This window comes from Azospirillum thermophilum (genome assembly GCF_003130795.1).
GTDB lineage: Bacteria > Pseudomonadota > Alphaproteobacteria > Azospirillales > Azospirillaceae > Azospirillum > Azospirillum thermophilum.
The window spans coordinates 2,204,935-2,220,688 of the sequence record NZ_CP029353.1; the positions used below are offsets into that span (position 1 = coordinate 2,204,935).

At 64.0% G+C, this 15,754-nt stretch carries 17 protein-coding genes and 2 pseudogenes; 4 read left to right on the forward strand and 15 right to left on the reverse strand.

Annotated features, from left to right (window positions below; translation table 11 throughout):
* Window positions 1–350 precede the first annotated feature (350 nt).
* The 4 genes from DEW08_RS16790 to DEW08_RS16800 form a co-directional block, all read right to left on the reverse strand.
* On the reverse strand, window positions 351–1,550 hold the full coding sequence (locus DEW08_RS16790) for an IS256 family transposase (RefSeq protein WP_109329025.1): 1,200 nt from the start codon (window positions 1,548–1,550) through the stop codon (window positions 351–353).
* 99 nt (window positions 1,551–1,649) lie between these two features.
* Complete coding sequence (locus DEW08_RS30775; protein WP_146214705.1) at window positions 1,650–2,498, reverse strand: hypothetical protein; 849 nt, start codon at window positions 2,496–2,498, stop codon at window positions 1,650–1,652.
* A 415-nt stretch (window positions 2,499–2,913) separates the two neighbouring features.
* Window positions 2,914–3,090 (reverse strand): hypothetical protein, encoded by a 177-nt coding sequence (locus tag DEW08_RS31250; protein WP_168220380.1) that lies wholly within the window; start codon window positions 3,088–3,090, stop codon window positions 2,914–2,916.
* Window positions 3,091–3,216: 126 nt separating this feature from the next.
* Entirely contained in the window at window positions 3,217–3,879 is a 663-nt protein-coding gene (locus DEW08_RS16800) for a recombinase family protein (protein ID WP_109329029.1), read from the reverse strand.
* A gap of 163 nt (window positions 3,880–4,042) precedes the next feature.
* On the opposite strand from DEW08_RS16800, the gene DEW08_RS16805 reads away from it, so the two are divergent.
* Entirely contained in the window at window positions 4,043–4,636 is a 594-nt protein-coding gene (locus DEW08_RS16805) for a hypothetical protein (RefSeq protein ID WP_146214706.1), read from the forward strand.
* Window positions 4,633–4,935 carry a hypothetical protein gene (locus DEW08_RS16810; RefSeq protein WP_109329033.1) on the forward strand — a complete coding sequence of 101 codons (303 nt, stop codon included), beginning with the start codon at window positions 4,633–4,635 and terminating at the stop codon, window positions 4,933–4,935. Before DEW08_RS16805 ends, DEW08_RS16810 begins: the two co-directional genes overlap by 4 nt.
* 59 nt (window positions 4,936–4,994) lie before the next feature.
* Here DEW08_RS16810 and DEW08_RS16815 read toward each other — a convergent pair whose 3' ends face one another.
* Window positions 4,995–5,585 (reverse strand): hypothetical protein, encoded by a 591-nt coding sequence (locus DEW08_RS16815; protein WP_109329035.1) that lies wholly within the window; start codon window positions 5,583–5,585, stop codon window positions 4,995–4,997.
* A gap of 237 nt (window positions 5,586–5,822) precedes the next feature.
* Here DEW08_RS16815 and DEW08_RS16820 point away from each other — a divergent pair.
* Window positions 5,823–6,580 (forward strand): annotated as a pseudogene (locus DEW08_RS16820) (IS5 family transposase).
* A gap of 9 nt (window positions 6,581–6,589) precedes the next feature.
* Here DEW08_RS16820 and DEW08_RS16825 read toward each other — a convergent pair.
* The 9 genes from DEW08_RS16825 to DEW08_RS16865 all read right to left on the reverse strand — a co-directional run bounded on the left by DEW08_RS16825 (window position 6,590) and on the right by DEW08_RS16865 (window position 12,896).
* Complete coding sequence (locus DEW08_RS16825) at window positions 6,590–8,815, reverse strand: tape measure protein (RefSeq protein ID WP_109329037.1); 2,226 nt, start codon at window positions 8,813–8,815, stop codon at window positions 6,590–6,592.
* A complete protein-coding gene (locus DEW08_RS16830; RefSeq protein ID WP_109329039.1) occupies window positions 8,812–9,237 on the reverse strand; it encodes a hypothetical protein in 426 nt (141 codons plus the stop codon). The genes DEW08_RS16825 and DEW08_RS16830 overlap by 4 nt, the downstream gene beginning before the upstream one ends.
* Complete coding sequence (locus tag DEW08_RS16835) at window positions 9,234–9,440, reverse strand: hypothetical protein (protein ID WP_146214707.1); 207 nt, start codon at window positions 9,438–9,440, stop codon at window positions 9,234–9,236. Before DEW08_RS16835 ends, DEW08_RS16830 begins: the two co-directional genes overlap by 4 nt.
* A gap of 68 nt (window positions 9,441–9,508) precedes the next feature.
* The gene (locus DEW08_RS16840; RefSeq protein ID WP_146214708.1) at window positions 9,509–10,381 is read right to left on the reverse strand and encodes a hypothetical protein; all 873 of its coding nucleotides are present in this window, start codon (window positions 10,379–10,381) and stop codon (window positions 9,509–9,511) included.
* Window positions 10,374–11,126, reverse strand: a complete 753-nt coding sequence (locus DEW08_RS16845) for a tail assembly protein (protein ID WP_109329045.1) — start codon at window positions 11,124–11,126, stop codon at window positions 10,374–10,376. The genes DEW08_RS16840 and DEW08_RS16845 overlap by 8 nt, the downstream gene beginning before the upstream one ends.
* Window positions 11,127–11,129: 3 nt before the next feature.
* The gene (locus DEW08_RS16850) at window positions 11,130–11,384 is read right to left on the reverse strand and encodes a hypothetical protein (RefSeq protein WP_109329047.1); all 255 of its coding nucleotides are present in this window, start codon (window positions 11,382–11,384) and stop codon (window positions 11,130–11,132) included.
* Complete coding sequence (locus DEW08_RS16855; RefSeq protein WP_109329049.1) at window positions 11,381–11,692, reverse strand: hypothetical protein; 312 nt, start codon at window positions 11,690–11,692, stop codon at window positions 11,381–11,383. Before DEW08_RS16855 ends, DEW08_RS16850 begins: the two co-directional genes overlap by 4 nt.
* Window positions 11,689–12,402, reverse strand: coding sequence for a hypothetical protein (locus DEW08_RS16860; RefSeq protein ID WP_109329051.1), 714 nt, complete (start codon window positions 12,400–12,402; stop codon window positions 11,689–11,691). Before DEW08_RS16860 ends, DEW08_RS16855 begins: the two co-directional genes overlap by 4 nt.
* 11 nt (window positions 12,403–12,413) lie before the next feature.
* A complete protein-coding gene (locus DEW08_RS16865) occupies window positions 12,414–12,896 on the reverse strand; it encodes a hypothetical protein (RefSeq protein ID WP_109329053.1) in 483 nt (160 codons plus the stop codon).
* A gap of 65 nt (window positions 12,897–12,961) precedes the next feature.
* On the opposite strand from DEW08_RS16865, the gene DEW08_RS16870 reads away from it, so the two are divergent.
* Window positions 12,962–14,791: a recombinase family protein gene (locus DEW08_RS16870; protein WP_168220381.1), complete on the forward strand. Its 1,830-nt coding sequence runs from the start codon at window positions 12,962–12,964 to the stop codon at window positions 14,789–14,791.
* Window positions 14,792–14,942: 151 nt separating this feature from the next.
* Here DEW08_RS16870 and DEW08_RS16875 read toward each other — a convergent pair.
* Window positions 14,943–15,754: pseudogene (locus DEW08_RS16875) on the reverse strand (phage capsid protein).

Consider the following 15,754-nt stretch of genomic DNA (forward strand, 5'->3'; position numbering starts at 1 on the left):
GAATCGCATTGGGAGATTTTCAGAAACGTCATTTAGCGTGACCACATCACGCGCTTCTGACGCAGAACCCACCAGCCGGTAATAACACCCAGCCGGCCTATTCAGCGATGGCGCATTGCTGACGCCAAGCTTCACGAAGCCGCATAACCTCATCGAAGAGGACCGCCAGTGTGCCGGCCTCTCCATGCTGCTCAATCAGCCCGGCGAGGATGCGGTCGGCCTCCTGGGAGACGTGATTGGAGCGCAGGATGGGATTACCGGCGAAGTCGGCGGCGAAGTTGTCGGATCGTGCCCCGGGGCGTGGTGTCTGAGGGAACGTAGGTGCTCTTCGGCGAGTTGAAGCCGCCGGTCTACTCCGCTGCGATGGACAGCGGGTCAGCGGTGGGAGGGTGGCACAGCTCGGTCAGGCTTTCCATGGTCATGTAGCGCCGGCACACCGCCCACTCGTCGTGTTGCTCCAGCAGCAAGGCACCGACCAAGCGGGTGACCGCTCCTTCCCCGGGGAAGATGCCGACGACGTTGGTGCGCCGTTTGATCTCGCCGTTCAGGCGTTCCAGCGGATTCGTGGAGTGCAGCTTGGTGCGCAGGTCCTTGGGGTAGGCCATGTAGGCCAGCACGTCGAACTCCGCCTCGTCCATCAGCGCCGCCAGCTTGGAGAACCGCGGCCGCAGGCTGTCGGCAACCCGGCGCCACTGCTCGTGCGCCGCCTCGGCGGTCTCCTGGGCAAACGCGGTGCGGATGGTGGCGGCGACCATCGTCTGGTGCGCCTTGCCCACGCAGGAGAGGAGATTCCGCATGCAATGAACGCGGCACCGCTGGAGTGTCGCGCCCAGCACCTTGGAGGCGGCGGCCTTCAGCCCGAGATGCGCGTCGGCGATCACCAGCTTCACGCCCCGCAGCCCCCGGCGGGTGAGCGAGCGCAGGAAGTCGCTCCAGAAGGTCTCCGCCTCCGACAGCCCGAGGCCGAGCCCCAACACCTCGCGTCGGCCGTCAGTGTTGACGCCGATCGCCAGTATGGCGGCGAGCGAGACGATGCGGCCGTCCTGGCGCACCTTCACGTAGGTCGCGTCCAGCCACACGAACGGCCAGTCGCCCTCCAGCGGGCGGGTCAGGAAGGCCTGCACGCGGTCGTCGATCTCTTCACACAAGCGGCTGACCTGGGACTTGGAGATGCCAGTCATGCCCATTGCCTTGACCAGCTCATCGACGTTGCGCGTCGAGATGCCCTGCACGTAGGCCTCCTGGATCACCGCGATCAGCGCCTTCTCCGCCGTGCGCCGCGGCTCCAGAAAGGCTGGGAAGTAGGAGCCGCGCCGCAGCTTGGGGATGCGCAGGTCGATGGCGCCGGCGCGTGTCTCCCAGGTCCGCTCCCGATATCCGTTGCGCTTGGTCAGCCGCTCGTCCGAGCGCTCACCGTAGCCGGCGCCGGTCAACGCCTCGACTTCCAGTTCCATCAGGCGCTGAGCGGCGAAGCCGACCATCTCGCGCAGGAAGTCGGCGTCGGCGCTCTTCCCAATCAGCTCGTGAAGAGCGATCCTGTCCTCGGTCATCGTGTCACTCCGTCTCGGTTGATGGTCGTCAAGCAACCTCAACTTAGCCGAAGAACACGGTGACCGCCCGTTCCCGGACGGCTGGCCCGCCTGCGCCAGCTATGGGGAGCGCTCCGGCGGGCCAGCCTCACGTCTCAGACACCACTCGGCGGGACACGGCCAGTTGTCGGTGTTCGTCACCTCAAGGTGCTTGGCGCTATAGCTTATCCAGCCAGGGATACCGCCCTTCTCCGGGTCAGCCGGCCTGTCATGAACCATCTTGGATTGCTCCAGCCCACGCACCTTGAACTGCCGGCGGAGAATCTGCAGGAAGGCCTTCTCGATCTCCTTGCTGGTAAAGCCGAACGCGCCATGGAGATCGTATTTCCGGGATGGGGCTTTCCCTCTGCGTTTGCCGATTCGACCGTCATTGACCTCAGCGAGATCATACTCGAACTTCCCGTGAGGCTCTCCGATCAGCAGGTAATCGGGTCGGCTCCCATATTCCTTAGCAGTCAGATCAAGCGCCTTGTCGATGCGCTGGGCCGACCAGTCCCGGAGGGACATACCGGCCTTCTGCGCCATCTGGATGTGTTCCGGGTAGATGACCACGGAAAGGCAGACGTCGAGATTCAACTTCTCAGCGGCCATCCCATAGAGCGTCACCCGGAGGGTGTCAGATAGCTTCTCCTTGATGCGCTTGACGGATGTCTGGATAGAGCGCTTTCGCTTGGTAAGCTGCCAGGGAAAAGGCTCTTGAGATGGCTCTGGAATGGGCTCTGAAGGGTGTTCTGGACGACTACTAGAGTCGTCCCTCTGGGAATCAGCAGAAAAGCTTTGCGCGTCAACGCTTTGAATGAACTCCGGCGGGGTGCTTTGTGGGGAAAGTTTCCCGGAGGCAAAAGCACCCGGTTCGGCCTCATCCAAGGAGCGATCCGGGCGATTGACTACACCGGCGGGCTTCGGCATGATTCACCAAGAAGAGGAAGAGAACTTATAGGCGGGGCCCAGTCGACCCCGCCCTTTCTTTAAGTGGACTTTACACTAGCTGTCGTTTTCGTCAAATCGGGGCGGGAATAGGTGCTGAGCTGGGCTGACGGAAATTCGCCACCCCCGCCGCACACAAAGACGGACGCATCCGCCCCCTCCACCCACCACCTGCTTTTCTTTGTCCACCACCTGATCGACGCCTCAAGGCGAGGCGGATCAAGGGCTGCGCGCATGCGGGCAACACCGGCGATGCCGTTCATGCTGTCTGAGATCAGCGCTCAGAGTGTCAGCAACGTGATGGGCTGTCGCTGACGCTCAGCGCGTCTTGGAGTGCGTCGTCAGCTTGTCGCGCATCTGACAGCTGACGACGCGCACAACGCACTCCAGCGCGATCTCATGCGTGCTGTAGTTCACGCACCTCGACGATCTCGGCCCCGACGAGCGCACGCTCGACAACACCGTGTTCCTCAAGGGCGAGGCGCGTCAGACTCGCGCGATCAGCCGGCGAGGCGTTGGTGGCAAACGTGGTCGCCGGAACGCGAACGGAAACGCTCATCGTGATGAACTTCATGATCCAAACCTCAGTTGCAGGAGAGATATGACGTTCGCATATCTACTCGTTAGGGGCAACAAAAAAGTGTTACAAATCAATTACTTACTATCATTCAGCGGTGAATGATACAGGCACAATCCTCATCTACGAGATGCGCGAGAGGACGCGCGAAACGGTCGTTGCCTGCCACCGGCCACCCCGGGGCGTGGTGATGCCGCGCCGGTTCAATTCGCCTGCGATGGCGTTCATCGACGTGAAGCCTTCGGCCTGGATGGCGCGGATGATCTCGACACGATCAGCAGCATCCCGGTCGGCCCTGTTCTTGATTGCGGCGGTGCCGAGAGCATGCACGCCAGCCGGGGCTCGGAGATTCGGGTTGCCCAAGCGCCTGCCCTGTGCCTTCGCTTGTTGAAGGGCTGCGCGCGTGCGCTGCGCGATCATCTCGCGTTCGTGCTGCGCCATAGCCGCCATGATGTGCAGCACCAGCCGGTTCGCCTCGGGCATATCCACGGCCCGGAAATCGACGTTGGCGTCGATCAGAGACGAGATGAACGACACCGACCGGGACAAGCGATCCAGCTTCGCGACGATCAGCGTCGCGCCCTGAAGCCGACAGGCAGTCAGCGCCTTCGCCAGCTCCGGCCGATCAGCCTTCTTCCCGCTCTCGACCTCGACGAACTCGCCGATCAGCGCTCCGCCGTTCAGGTATTGGAGAACGGCCAGCTTCTGAGCATCAAGACCAAGCCCAGACCTCCCCTGCTTCTCTGTGCTGACTCTGTAGTATGCAATGAACCGTCCGGTCGACATCTGAAGGACTCCCATATACAAACCATCAAACGAACGTCTGAAGATTTGTATAGCAGGCACCTTGACCTTGCCTCAATCCAGTTTTTTACATGATGGCGCAGATTTTACGGCTTCCTCATGTGGATAATGCCTGCAAGAATCCAATCCATCGACGATGTGTTTGATGGAGACCATGATGAGCACCAAGACTGCCGCCAGGAAGACCGATGAGGCAAGCGCCCCGGCCAGCACTCCGGCGACGCCCGCCGCATCCGCTCCCCAGCCTGTCCCGGTTCGCGTCTACCGCGCTAAGACTGCTGACCTGACCTTCCCAGAGGAGCGCACGGCCAAGGTCGTCCTGCCGACCGAGTTGTTCCTTGAGGCTGATCCGGCGACGGTCGCGAAACGGAAGGGGCATCAGATCGACCCGAGCCGCCCCGCCAGCCATGTCGCCGTGATGCCGAACGCCAAGATGCTGGCCGAGACGGGCAACCCGTACCCCGCAGCTGGCGATCACCCGAGCGTCGTCACCGGCGACAACTGGCGTCCCTACGTCGCTATCGCACATCACGCCTTTGCGCTGCTACAGGAGCGTGGGGAGGTCGGCCTGCGCGACGTTCTGGACGAAGCCGTGAAGCGCGCAGGCTTCGTCCAGAAGCCCTCCTACGCCGAGTCGGTTGTGCGGGATACTCTGCGTGATCTCGCTTGCTGCGGATATGCTGAGGCGTTCACTATCGGGGCACGGAAGCTGTACCGGACGAAGGAGGCGTCGAAATGAGGATGCCCACTGCTATCGCGATCATCATCCTCACGGCTGCCAGCGCGTCCTACGCTGCTGAGCGGCACCCGCTCCGCGATTCGACCGGGAAGGTGACGAGCTACTACACGGTCAACCGGAAAGGGATCGCCACCGTTTACGATCTCAAGGGCAGGAAGATCGATACGGTCGACATGAACCTCCCGCCGCCTGACACCGACCTCTACATATCCCCGCCGTCGCTCGCGCCATCACTCCCGCCGGGATACGGCGAGCGTCACTACCGCGACACACTCAACACAATCATGGGCGGGCGGTAGAGACCAGACACCTGAAGCGATGAGGGCGGCCAACTGGCCGCCCTTTTGCGTTTTGCCTTTCAGCGGTCGTTCAGCATGCCGCCTGGGCGCATCTGCTGGCGAAGCTCGGAGTTGACGACAACGCGCAGGCGGCTTTCGATCTCCTTGCCGATCCGCTGAGCGAGCGCCTGATCCTGCTCCTTGTTGCCCGACGAGCCGCCGTTGACGGTAATCTCGTTGTTCACCGTGACGGTCTGGCCGCCGCTGGAGGCGGCCCGGATCAGCTGGTCGGCGTTGTCCATCTGCTCGGGCGTGAAGACCGCCTCGCCCTTGCGCGCGATGATCGGCACCTCGCCCGACACCAGGCCGCCGGTGTGAAAGCGCGGCGCGCCAGCGAACAGCGACGATGGCACCGAGCGGGATGGCATGCCGCCCTGACCGACGAGGCCGCCGGTGTGATAGATGAAGCCGGTGCCGGGTCCGATAGCAGCGGCGGTGCCTGCTGCCCCAGCGGTCGCCGCGCCGCCGATCCCGAGCCATCCCATGACCCCGAGCGCCGCCTGCTGCACCATCCACTTCGCGAAGAAGTCGGCCAGCAGCTTGCTCATGTTGCCGAGCATGGACGAGAAGCCCTGCCCGATCTTCTCCTGCCCGGTGATGATCGATGACACGCCCGAGCTGAACTCGTCGACGAAGCTGCGGATTCCCTCGGCCCGAGTCAGCTGGAGGCGCTGCTCCAGCGTCAGGCTATAGCCGTAATAGAGCCTCGCCGCGTCGCGATCGGCGTTTGCCTTGTCGCTGGCGAATGTCGCGGCCCGGAAGTCGGGGCGATCATAGGGTCCGGACCCATAAAGAGCCTTTCCTGCAGGGCACCGTTATGATTCAACGCCCTGGAAAGGGGCTTTGTGATGAGCGACGGTCAGTTCTGGTTGACGGTGGAGCAGTTTGAGCGGCTTGAGCCGCACCTTCCGCGCGACACCCGAGGCAAGCCGCGCGTGGATGATCGCCGTGTGATCAGCGGGATCGTCCATGTGCTGAAGTCGGGCGGGCGCTGGGCGGATGCTCCACCGGTCTACGGCCCCCGCAAGACGCTCTACAACCGCTTCGTCCGCTGGGCGGCCAAGGGCGTGTGGGAGGACATCTTCCATGCGTTGGCAGCGGCGGGTGGCCCACCGGCCCAGGTGATGATCGACTCCACGGCGGTGCGCGCCCATCGTTCGGCAAGCGGCGGCAAAGGGGGGAGCGTGCCCAGGCCATCGGCCGGTCCCGTGGCGGGCGAACCACCAAAATCCACGCCCTGAGCGATCCGCGCGGTCGGCCGCTCGCCTTCCTGTTGACCGGTGGTCAGGTTGCCGACTGCACCGCCGCCGATCGTCTGCTCGACCGGATGCCCGCCACCGATCTCCTGCACGGCGACAAGGGCTACGACAGTGCCGCTGTTCGCCGGAAGATCGAAGAGGCCGGGGCCGCGCCCAACATTCCGCCACGCGCCAACAAGCGCTGGAAAAACTGCTTCTCTCCCTACCTCTACCGGAACCGCAACGTCATCGAGCGCATGTTCGGACGCCTCAAGGATTTCCGGCGCATCGCCACCCGTTACGACCGGTCCGCCACCAACTTCATGGCCGCCGTCCACATCGTGGCAACCGTCGCATACTGGTTATGAGTCCGGACCCTAGTCCCGCGCCCGCGCCTGCGTCTCCAGCGTGTCGACGCGCAGCTCATCAAGCCGAAGCTGTGCACGGGCATCCTGCAACGCCTGATCGCTATAGGAGGCCATCTCGCGTGCCGCATCCTTCAGCTTCTGCGAGACGCTGAGCTGGGCATTCAGCCTCGACAGCTTGTCGCCTTCGGCCTGGATGGCGACGTTCGAGAGGTTGGCAATCTCCTGACCGACCCGCTCCTGCTGCTCCTGGGACCGCAGGATCTCGCCCTGCACGGCCTTGCGGGCCAATTCGGCCTCCGACAGCGTGTAAAGCCGTTCTTGTTCGTCCATGAGGCCGGCAGCGATGCGCTTCCGTTCGTCAGTGCGACGGGCGGCAAACTCCGCGGAGTTCTGATGCAGCATCACCAGCGCGTCGCCAGCGTTCAGGAAGCTGTTTCGCAGCAGGTTCGCCTGCTTCACTGCGGCGCGCAGCTGCTTGTCCAACTGGGAGATCAGCTTCGATCGGTCGACCGCAGGTGCTCCGCCACCAGACCCGAGGTCGATGCCCTCGATCTTCGCCTCTCGGCCCTGTCGAGCCCTGTCCCGTCCCTCCCGAATGCCGGTGAAGATGCCGGCCGGATCGGGCAGCGCGAGCATGGACCACCCCTTGGTTCCGGTGGTCGGATTGAAGGTCGGCGTCGGAGCCGGCGTAGCGATGGACTGCGACAGCCCCAGCAGCATCGCCCTGCGTTCCTCGAACGTCGTGATCTCGTCGGAGAGCGCCTTGCGTTGCGCCGCGATCTGCGCCGGGATGGCGCTTCCCTCGGACACGGCGAAGGGCTTGTTGGCGTCGGCGAGTTGGGTCTTCAGCCGGGCGAGCTGCTGCTCCTCAAGGGCGAGGCGCTCCTTGATAACGGCCTGCCGGCGCTCATTCGTCACCTTGCCGTCAACAACCGACTCGCCGTCGATGGCGAGGCGGGAGAACTCCGACCCGAACGCGCTGTCGTAATTGTCGCGGGTGAAGAACCGCCCGACGCCGGAACTGTTCGCCTCGCGATACCACGACACGGTGTCACCTTTCATCAGCGCGTCCAAGCCTGCCAGCGCGGAGCCGCCCTCCTTGATCGCGGCGAGCATGGCGATGATCTGGAGGGGCTTCGCGCCCAGCAGCATCGCGCCCAACACGCCCCATTCGCGCACGACATCCGGCAAGCTGTTGTATGAGGCCATCGCCTCGCTAAAGACACCGCCCGTCAGCCGGCCGATATTCTCAACGACGGGCGCGACAGCATTCCAGGTGCCGACGAACGCTTGAGCAACAGCTTCAGCGTCATCGATCAGCGCATCACCGACGCCATCGCTGTTCCTGCGCGCATCCTCCACAAGCTGCGCAAACGTCTTGTTGAACTGAGACGCGAAGCCGGCAAGCGCGTCGGAGACGCCGCTATCGTTCATCAGGCCGCCGACCTCGGTGCGCCAGATCGTGCGGAAGTTCTGAAGCTGCCCGGTGAAGGTCGCGGCCAACAGGGGCCCGAACTGCTGGAACTCCTTGGAGCCCTTTGCCCAAGCCTCGAAAAACTCGTCGGCGCTGACCCTGCCCTTCTTGGTGAGGTTCATCAGCTCTTGGGTGGTGACGCCCAGGCCGCGCGCCGTGATCTGCATCGCCAGCGGCAGGTGCTCCGCCATCTGCTGCTTCAGCTCCTCAAGGTAGAGCTGGCCCTTGCCGCCGATCTGGCTCATGGCGTTGAAGACCTTGTTCAGCCCGTCGGCCGAGACGCCCATGGCCGCACCGGCACCGATGGTGCCGACGATGCCCTCCTTGAGATCGTCGAGACTGACGCCGGCACCATGGGCGGTCGCCGTGAGCTTCACCCAGGCCTTGGAGAGCCCGTCGAAGTCGGTGCCGGTATCGAGCGCCGTCTTGCTGAGCCACGCGAACTGCTCGGCGGCGCTGGTCGTCTCGCGGCCCGTCTTGTTGACGCTGGTTGCGATCAGCTCCAAGCGCCGCGTCAGCGCGATCATCTGTTCGCCGGCCTGCACGGCATCCTTCGTCATCGCCGACAGAGCCAGAGTGCCGAGCACCGCATTCAGGCCGGCGAAGCTGCGGGTCAGGCTGGTGATACTGCCGCCAGAGCCCAGGCGCTCCAGCCGGGCACTGAAGGCCATAAGATCGCGCTCGGCGGTGCGGATGCCGGCCTGGAAGCTGCGGGTGTCGAGGTTGAGCGTTGCGACGATGGATCCGGCGTTGAGGCTCATGGGACGTTCCTTCGGATGGCGGCGGCAATGCGACGGGCGAGCGCGGTGCCGCTATCCAGAAGCGCCCGTTCGAGGAATTTCAGACCAACGCCGGTGCCGTGGTGCGGGATGCCGGTGTTCTTCTGACGGGAGACGGGGCCGAGGTTGTAGACCCCGGGCAGCCCCTCATGCATGCGCAGCGAGTAATCGTCACCCGAGTCGCTATAGACCGGGCCAACCGAGACGGCGACGGTGATGCCGCTGGCGCTGCTGGCGACGATCTGGGTTTTGTGGCTGTTGACGAGATCACTTGTCAGCTCGGGCGCGCGTTCGCGGCTGCCCTGCTCGACATCACGGGCGACGGCGACCGTCTCGGCCCTGGCGGCATTGATGATCGTCCGGGCCGCTGCATCGAGGTTGAGGCGCGAGAGGTCGAGTTTCATTGGATGGCCTGACGCACAAGGTCCGGGCTGACGCCGGCCAGATCGCAGACGGCGAGAAAGTTATCGTCAGCGACAAGAATCCAATCGCGAGCATCCTGTCGCGGATCGACCCGCCGGCCGGCATCATCGAAGATCCGTCCGCCTTTCATGATCGGCCCGTCCGTTGCGTCCGCCACGGCCTGGGCGATGACCCGCAGCCACATCTGTCGCTCGGGCGATGCAGGCCCGTCATGGAGAGCCACAGCGTCAAGCTGCTGAAGCCGAGGGCGCATCATTCCACGACCTTCGCGACTGAACGCAAGCGCTCGGGATCGCCGTCCGTCGCGTGCATGATGAGGTCGATGATGAGCTGGGTGTCCTGGCCGGCAGCCACCGAGAGCCCGAGCGCCTGCGCGCAGTCGCGCAGATGTCGCCGGCCACGCCGCTCGGCAAGCTGATGTAGCCATGGGCCGAACTGGTTCCGGTCGGGAAGAGAGTCGTGGATCGTGACCAGCGGCTTGGGAGACTGAGCTGTTGATAGCGACGGACAGGGGGTCGCGACAGGCACCGGAGCCGCCGCGCTGACGGGAGCGTCTTCTGCATCATCGTCCTCGCCCATGACGACCTTGCGGGCCTTCAGCTCGGCGACCTCGTCGTCGCTCATCACCGAGACAATGAGCTGACTCGACTGTTCGGCTGCGGCCTCTGGAGGCGGAGGCATCAACCAGGGGATCAGCGCCCCGTTGAGGCGCTCCATCGCGCGCAGGTAGCTATTAATAACGGTCGGCGTCATTTTGCCGCGCTCGCGGTCGATGCCAGCGTTGAGCTCCGCAACCAGCGTCGTGCCAGCCTTCACGATTCCGAGGCCGACCTGCCGGAGCAGCTGGTCGCGCTGCGCCTCTGGCAGCAGCCCTTGATTCTCTTCTGCATCATCGGGCGAGCTGCGGCTTGCGCTGGCCTGTTGCTGACGCTGACGTTCGGCCTCTTCAGCTTGCTGGCGCTGCGCCCAGGCCTCCTTTGTCCAGCCGCGCGTGCCGAACGCCTTATGGATCGTCTGTCGGCGAACACCCAGCTCGCGGGCGACATCCTCAAGGGACGCCAGCCCGCACGCAACCCGTCTCCAGTGATCGGGAGTGAGGTTCGCGACGCCGCGCTTGTCAGCCACCGCTACCACCCTGCCAAGCATCATTGGCGTTGGAGCCGGTGCCGCCGCTGCCGGCATCCGACCCGAACAGACCGCCGACCACGGAGCCCATCGTCGAGCCGGCATTACCGCTGTTGACCATTGTGCCAGCCGTGCCGGCCTGGGCCGTATCCATGCCCGACGAAATGACGTTCGAGCCGACACGGGCTCGGCCATAGATCAGAGGGACGGAACCGCCCTGCTCGGTCGAGTTGACCGGGCCGGAGAACAGATAGGACTGGTTTGCATCGACGATGGTCGACTTCGGCGTCTTCGTCAGCATCTGGCTGATGCCGGACAGCATCATCGTCGCGCCGAACAGCCCAAGTGAGCCATAGGACACGTCGAAACCAACGCCGCCGATGCTCGCCTCTGCACCCAATGCCAGCGAGCCGCCGCCCGTATAGATCGCACCGGCAATCGCCACAGCCATGATGACCGCGCCCAGGATCGCCTTGCCGCCGCCACGCTTGGAACCAGCCGGCACCGGGATGATATGCAGGTCGGCACTGCCGAGGCCGAGCGTCAGCGTATCGACGGTCAGATCGGTCCCGGAGCGGGTGTGCTTGCCACGCACTAGCCGATATTGACCCTGACGAAAGCAATGCTCGAAGCCGGGCATGGTGGCCGTCAGCGCCCGGACAGCTTCAGCAGCATCACGGACATGATAGCTGTGGGTGCGGCCGAACTGCTTGCCGAGCGCGCCGTGCAGGTGGATAGCGGTCATGTGTCACCCCTGTATCATCGGAGACAGTCGCGCTCCGGCCAGTGCCCCAGACACATAGGCCAGCCCCATTTCGAGCACCCCCTCAAGGGGTGTGCCCGGGGCAGTGACGAAGCCGGTAGGGATCTCCTTGCCATCACCCTGCAAGGCGATGACGAAATGGACGTTCTGCCGATCATCATGGCGAAGTCGGTAGGTGATCCGGCCCTCCTCCATCGCCTTGTTAAATCCATCCATGTCCTCGAAGGAATTGGCGCTCATGCTGCCCTCGTGGTGTTACCAAGGCTGCGACGGATGCGCTCGACACCACGCAGGGAGGCGTCGGTCTCGGCGGTCTGGGAGTTGATCGTCTGCCCAATCGGCGAACGGCGAACGGCGCGCATCGCGTCGAGAACCGATTGGCCGATGGGGTCAGCCGACTTGGCCGCTGCTTTCGCACGGGCGTCGGTGATCTGCGCGTCCAGATCCAGAAGACGCCGGATATCGTCCGACTCGACGGCATCACCGGCGACAGCGACGAATGCGCGCAGACTGTCACGCTCGCGCTCCATCTCGGACAGGACGGTCATCGTGCGGCCCCCTCGACTACGGAGATCAGATCAGCCAGCCGCGCCAGATCGGCGACGGCCTGCTGATGGGCCTGCCGCAGTTGCGCGACGAAGGCAGGGGTGATGATCGATCGGGCGGCGACTTCCTTCCCGGCTTCACGGAGCTTGTGCTGAACCGCCGGCGAGCGGGCATGCTCGACCAGCTTGACCGCATCGGCGCGAAGGGCACGAAGGCCCGTCAGAACTCCTTGGAACTCGATCAGCGCGGCGTTCAGGTCGATCAAGGCCTTCTCGACCGGGGCGACATCGAAATCGACCACATCATCGATAGCGTTGCGGACGATCTCCGCGAGCCGCAGAGCGCGAGCATGCTCCACCGGGCGATGCAGCACGTCATCGATCTCGGCGATGAATCCCTCGACTTGCGCAGCGTCGCCACAGTCGGCCGCTGCCTTAGCGTCCTTCGAGACCGACTGCTTGATCGCCTTGGCTTCAGTGCCGAGCGAGGCGGTCGAGGTAATCACCTGGGAGGTTGCTTCCGAGACAGTCTTGACGAAGGCGTCCCGCACCTCGTCGGCGGCGACCTCAACCGCACCGGCGCTGAAGATCAGCGTCTGGCGCGTATCACGCCCCAGCGGAGCAACGGTGTAGCCGACGACGATCTGGCCGGCATCGGCATGATGGAGTTCGTCCATCGACCCCCAGACCGGGGAATAGAGGTGGGTCTTCATGTAGTTTCCCCTTAGGCGATTGCCCGGCGGCGACGCCGGATATGGCGAACGCTGGCCGCTATGATGGAGTTGACCGACGCGAGATGCGGCTCGATGCGGGCGACGGCGGCTTTGATGAGTTCGTGGGCACGATCATCGGAGGCGATAGCGATTTCGGCCCGTTCGCCGTCAGTTAGCAGCGAGCGCACGAACAGGTCGTCGTCACCCAAGACGCCGCCCGCGACGATCAGCGCGTTCGAGACGGCCGTCTGGAGGTCTGCTGCGAAGTGAGATACCGAACGACGTTCGAGCGACGCCCACGCTTGCTCGATCTTGTCGAGGCTCGCCGACAGGCCGGCCCCGCGCTTCACCATGGCGTCGGTCGCCCAGATGTGGATGGTCTGGCGCGTCGGCTGGCCGGCCATCTCCGACACGATGCCGATGGGCATCGCCGGAAGCCCAGTCAGGAGGACCAGTGCGAGGAGCCGCTCGTCGATGGTTCGTTTTCGCGCCATGGCTTCCAACGGTGTCAAGTTCTATGATTAGATGAATTTACATGAACCAAACTCCGGTGTCAAAAATGGGCCAGGACATCACAAGACAAGCTGCAGTATATGCCCGAGTATCAACGGAGCGTCAGGCCGACAACGACAGAGTTTCACTTCCAGATCAGATACAACGATGCAAGAACCGTTGCTTGGTTGATAGTTTCTCTATTAGCGATGAACTTGTTTTTCAGGACACAACATCAGGGACGAAGGACGAGACAGGCAGGCCCGGCTTTGCCGCTCTACTCAAGGCCGCCGAAGAGGGACGCTTCACACGGCTGTATGTCCTGGCGCTCGACCGGCTGGCCCGCGACCTCGTGATCGGCGTGAAGACGCTGGAGCGCCTGGAGCAGCTGGGTATCAGCTTTGTGTCGCTGCAGGAGCCGGGCGTCGAGAATGTCGTGGTCCGCAACCTACTGCTGACGCTCGCCCAAGAGGAGCGCCGGAAGATCGTCTCCCGGACGGCGAACGGCCGGAGCGCTGCCCGCGCGAAGGGAAGATGGACGCAGGGTATGGTGCCCTTCGGCTATCGCTTGGTTGATGGCGTGCTTCAACAGGATCCAGACGAGGCAAAGGTCGTCCGCGACATCTTCAACGCCGTTCAGGCCGGCAAGGGGCGGATCGCCGTAGCCGGACAGCTCAACCGCGACAACATTCTGCCTCCGATCGTCGAGTTGCGCCTACCAAAGCGTGACCGCAAGGCGCGCATGCGAACGAACGATCCCGAGATCGGTGGGAGCTGGGCTGGGCTGTCGGCCTTCATGGAGAAAGAAGGCGCGGTATATTGGGCAGATCGCCCCCCGGCTTGGAACGATAGCAGCCTTCATCATCTCATCCGCAATCCCGCCTATCATGGCGAGACGGTGAGCGGTCAGAAGCTCACCGTCGAACCTGCACCGATCATTTCGCGCGATGCCTGGAGCCGCGCAAACGAAGCCATGACCGGCAGACACCGCAAGGGCAGCGGGGAGCGAGAGGAACGGCTGCTGTCCGGCCTAGTGGTATGCGGCTGCTGTGGGCGCGGTTACGCGCCATTCCGTTCGGGTCGTGCTGGGACGTTCTGGTACTATCGTTGCCAGGGTAGAAAGGTCACGACGGGTTGCTCCAACCCGAACGTGCGGCGCGACAAGCTGGAACAGGATGTCGTCACCGACGTCACCAAGTTCCTAGCCAGCCGGCTGAACCGCAAGACCTTCATGGACTTCCTGCTCGGGTTCGGCGCTCGGAAGGTCGAAGAGTTGCGCCGCCAGCTTGACGCCGCACAAGACGATCTCGCGCAGATGGAGCGCGATCACCTCGCCCTGGTCGACAATGCGATGGCGATGCGTGCGGCAGGCCTGGGCGATGCCGCCGTGAAGCCGCTCTATGACCGCATCAACGCCCTGATGCCGGCGATGGGTGAGCGCCGGCGGGAGGTTGATCGACTGGTTGAGGAACTCGGCCAGACCCGCGCCCAGGCCGTCGAGGATGAACGAGAAGCCGAAGAGGTAGCCTTCTTGGCGGAGAACTCACTGTTCCTAACGCCGGATCGCCCAGAGGCTTTCGAGCGGAGCCTGTTTGTCGATCCTCGGGAAGTTGTCCTGCTGGCCGTCAAGCAGATCACCATTAAGCCAGACGGCACCCCGAAGATCGACCTGAACGATGACGACGACTCGCTGGCCCGGATCGTGCGTTTCCTCGCAAACTCGATGCTCCGCATCCACCGGCAGCTTGAGCAACAGGCCGACGAGCGCCAGCAGCAGCGCGGCCACACGGGTGACATCGGCGATCATGACCAAGACCTCCTCGACATCGTAAAGGCCTTTGTGAAGGAGAAAAAGACGATGTTGCTCAGCGATGAGACTGATAAGCCGTTGGCATAGGCAAGCACGCTCAGATCCTTGGACGCATAGGCCATGGGGGACTCCGGGAGATCGGATTGGGCAGGGATTTTTCTTGCGGGAGGACGTCTTGCGGGAGGACGGCGCGGGCGTCGTGGCAGGTCCCGCCGCGACGCCCGGCGGCATCGGCCGCTCAGCTCTCCGCGCAGCGCAGGGTGACGACGCCGGTCGGATCGATCAGGGCGGCACCCTGGCTCATCATGTTGTTGACGAAATGGGCGGCGCGGTCGCCGTGCCAGGTGATGTCGGTCTTCACGTCGGCGCCCGCGGCATGGCCGACCGCCGTCTTGTGGTACCAGTGGCAGTAGCGCACCGCACCCGCCAGCCCGGAATGGGGCAGCCACAGCGTGCCGAGCCAGCGCTTGGCCTGGGTGCCGCGCCAGGGCAGCTCGTCGGAGCCGACATAGTCGGCGCTGGCGAATTCCGGGATGGCGAGAAGCTGTGACCACTGCTTCCAGCCGACCACCGCATAGCGCTGGCCGTCGTCGGGCACGTCGGCCTCGCCCAGCATCTCGAAGGCCAGCAGGACCTTCGCCTTGGTCAGCCCGTCGGTCTCGCCGCCGGCATGGTTGGTGGAGCGGTTCATCTCCGCCAGCAGAAGCTCGTCGGTCTTGCGGCCCAGCGCATAGGCGCCGGCGTTGGCGATGATCTGCCGCTCGTCGATGTTGGTCTTCAGCTCGTCCAGCCGGTCGACCCAGTCGCCGGCATAGAAATCGTAGAGCGCGCACTCCACCGGCGTGTGGTCCAGGTTCATCACCGGCACGGCGCCGTGGCGCGACTTGGTGGAGGCGGCGCCCTTGCCGACCTTCTGGAAGACGGTGGCGGCGCCGACGACGTTGTTCTTGGTGCGCACGGTGTTGCGCAGCTTGGAGCCCATGCGCTGGTAGGCTCGTGGACCTCGCGCTCGAACTGCTTGACGAAGGCCTGCGCGATCGTGGTGGACAT

Bases quoted from the DNA above. Each gene is read 5' to 3' on its own strand.
- DEW08_RS16790 (WP_109329025.1), bottom strand. From the start codon at position 1,550: ATGACCGAGGACAGGATCGCTCTTCACGAGCTGATTGGGAAGAGCGCC.
- DEW08_RS30775 (WP_146214705.1), bottom strand. From the start codon at position 2,498: ATGCCGAAGCCCGCCGGTGTAGTCAATCGCCCGGATCGCTCCTTGGAT.
- DEW08_RS31250 (WP_168220380.1), bottom strand. From the start codon at position 3,090: ATGAAGTTCATCACGATGAGCGTTTCCGTTCGCGTTCCGGCGACCACG.
- DEW08_RS16800 (WP_109329029.1), bottom strand. From the start codon at position 3,879: ATGTCGACCGGACGGTTCATTGCATACTACAGAGTCAGCACAGAGAAG.
- DEW08_RS16805 (WP_146214706.1), top strand. From the start codon at position 4,043: ATGGAGACCATGATGAGCACCAAGACTGCCGCCAGGAAGACCGATGAG.
- DEW08_RS16810 (WP_109329033.1), top strand. From the start codon at position 4,633: ATGAGGATGCCCACTGCTATCGCGATCATCATCCTCACGGCTGCCAGC.
- DEW08_RS16825 (WP_109329037.1), bottom strand. From the start codon at position 8,815: ATGAGCCTCAACGCCGGATCCATCGTCGCAACGCTCAACCTCGACACC.
- DEW08_RS16830 (WP_109329039.1), bottom strand. From the start codon at position 9,237: ATGAAACTCGACCTCTCGCGCCTCAACCTCGATGCAGCGGCCCGGACG.
- DEW08_RS16835 (WP_146214707.1), bottom strand. From the start codon at position 9,440: ATGTGGCTGCGGGTCATCGCCCAGGCCGTGGCGGACGCAACGGACGGG.
- DEW08_RS16845 (WP_109329045.1), bottom strand. From the start codon at position 11,126: ATGACCGCTATCCACCTGCACGGCGCGCTCGGCAAGCAGTTCGGCCGC.
- DEW08_RS16850 (WP_109329047.1), bottom strand. From the start codon at position 11,384: ATGAGCGCCAATTCCTTCGAGGACATGGATGGATTTAACAAGGCGATG.
- DEW08_RS16855 (WP_109329049.1), bottom strand. From the start codon at position 11,692: ATGACCGTCCTGTCCGAGATGGAGCGCGAGCGTGACAGTCTGCGCGCA.
- DEW08_RS16860 (WP_109329051.1), bottom strand. From the start codon at position 12,402: ATGAAGACCCACCTCTATTCCCCGGTCTGGGGGTCGATGGACGAACTC.
- DEW08_RS16865 (WP_109329053.1), bottom strand. From the start codon at position 12,896: ATGGCGCGAAAACGAACCATCGACGAGCGGCTCCTCGCACTGGTCCTC.
- DEW08_RS16870 (WP_168220381.1), top strand. From the start codon at position 12,962: ATGGGCCAGGACATCACAAGACAAGCTGCAGTATATGCCCGAGTATCA.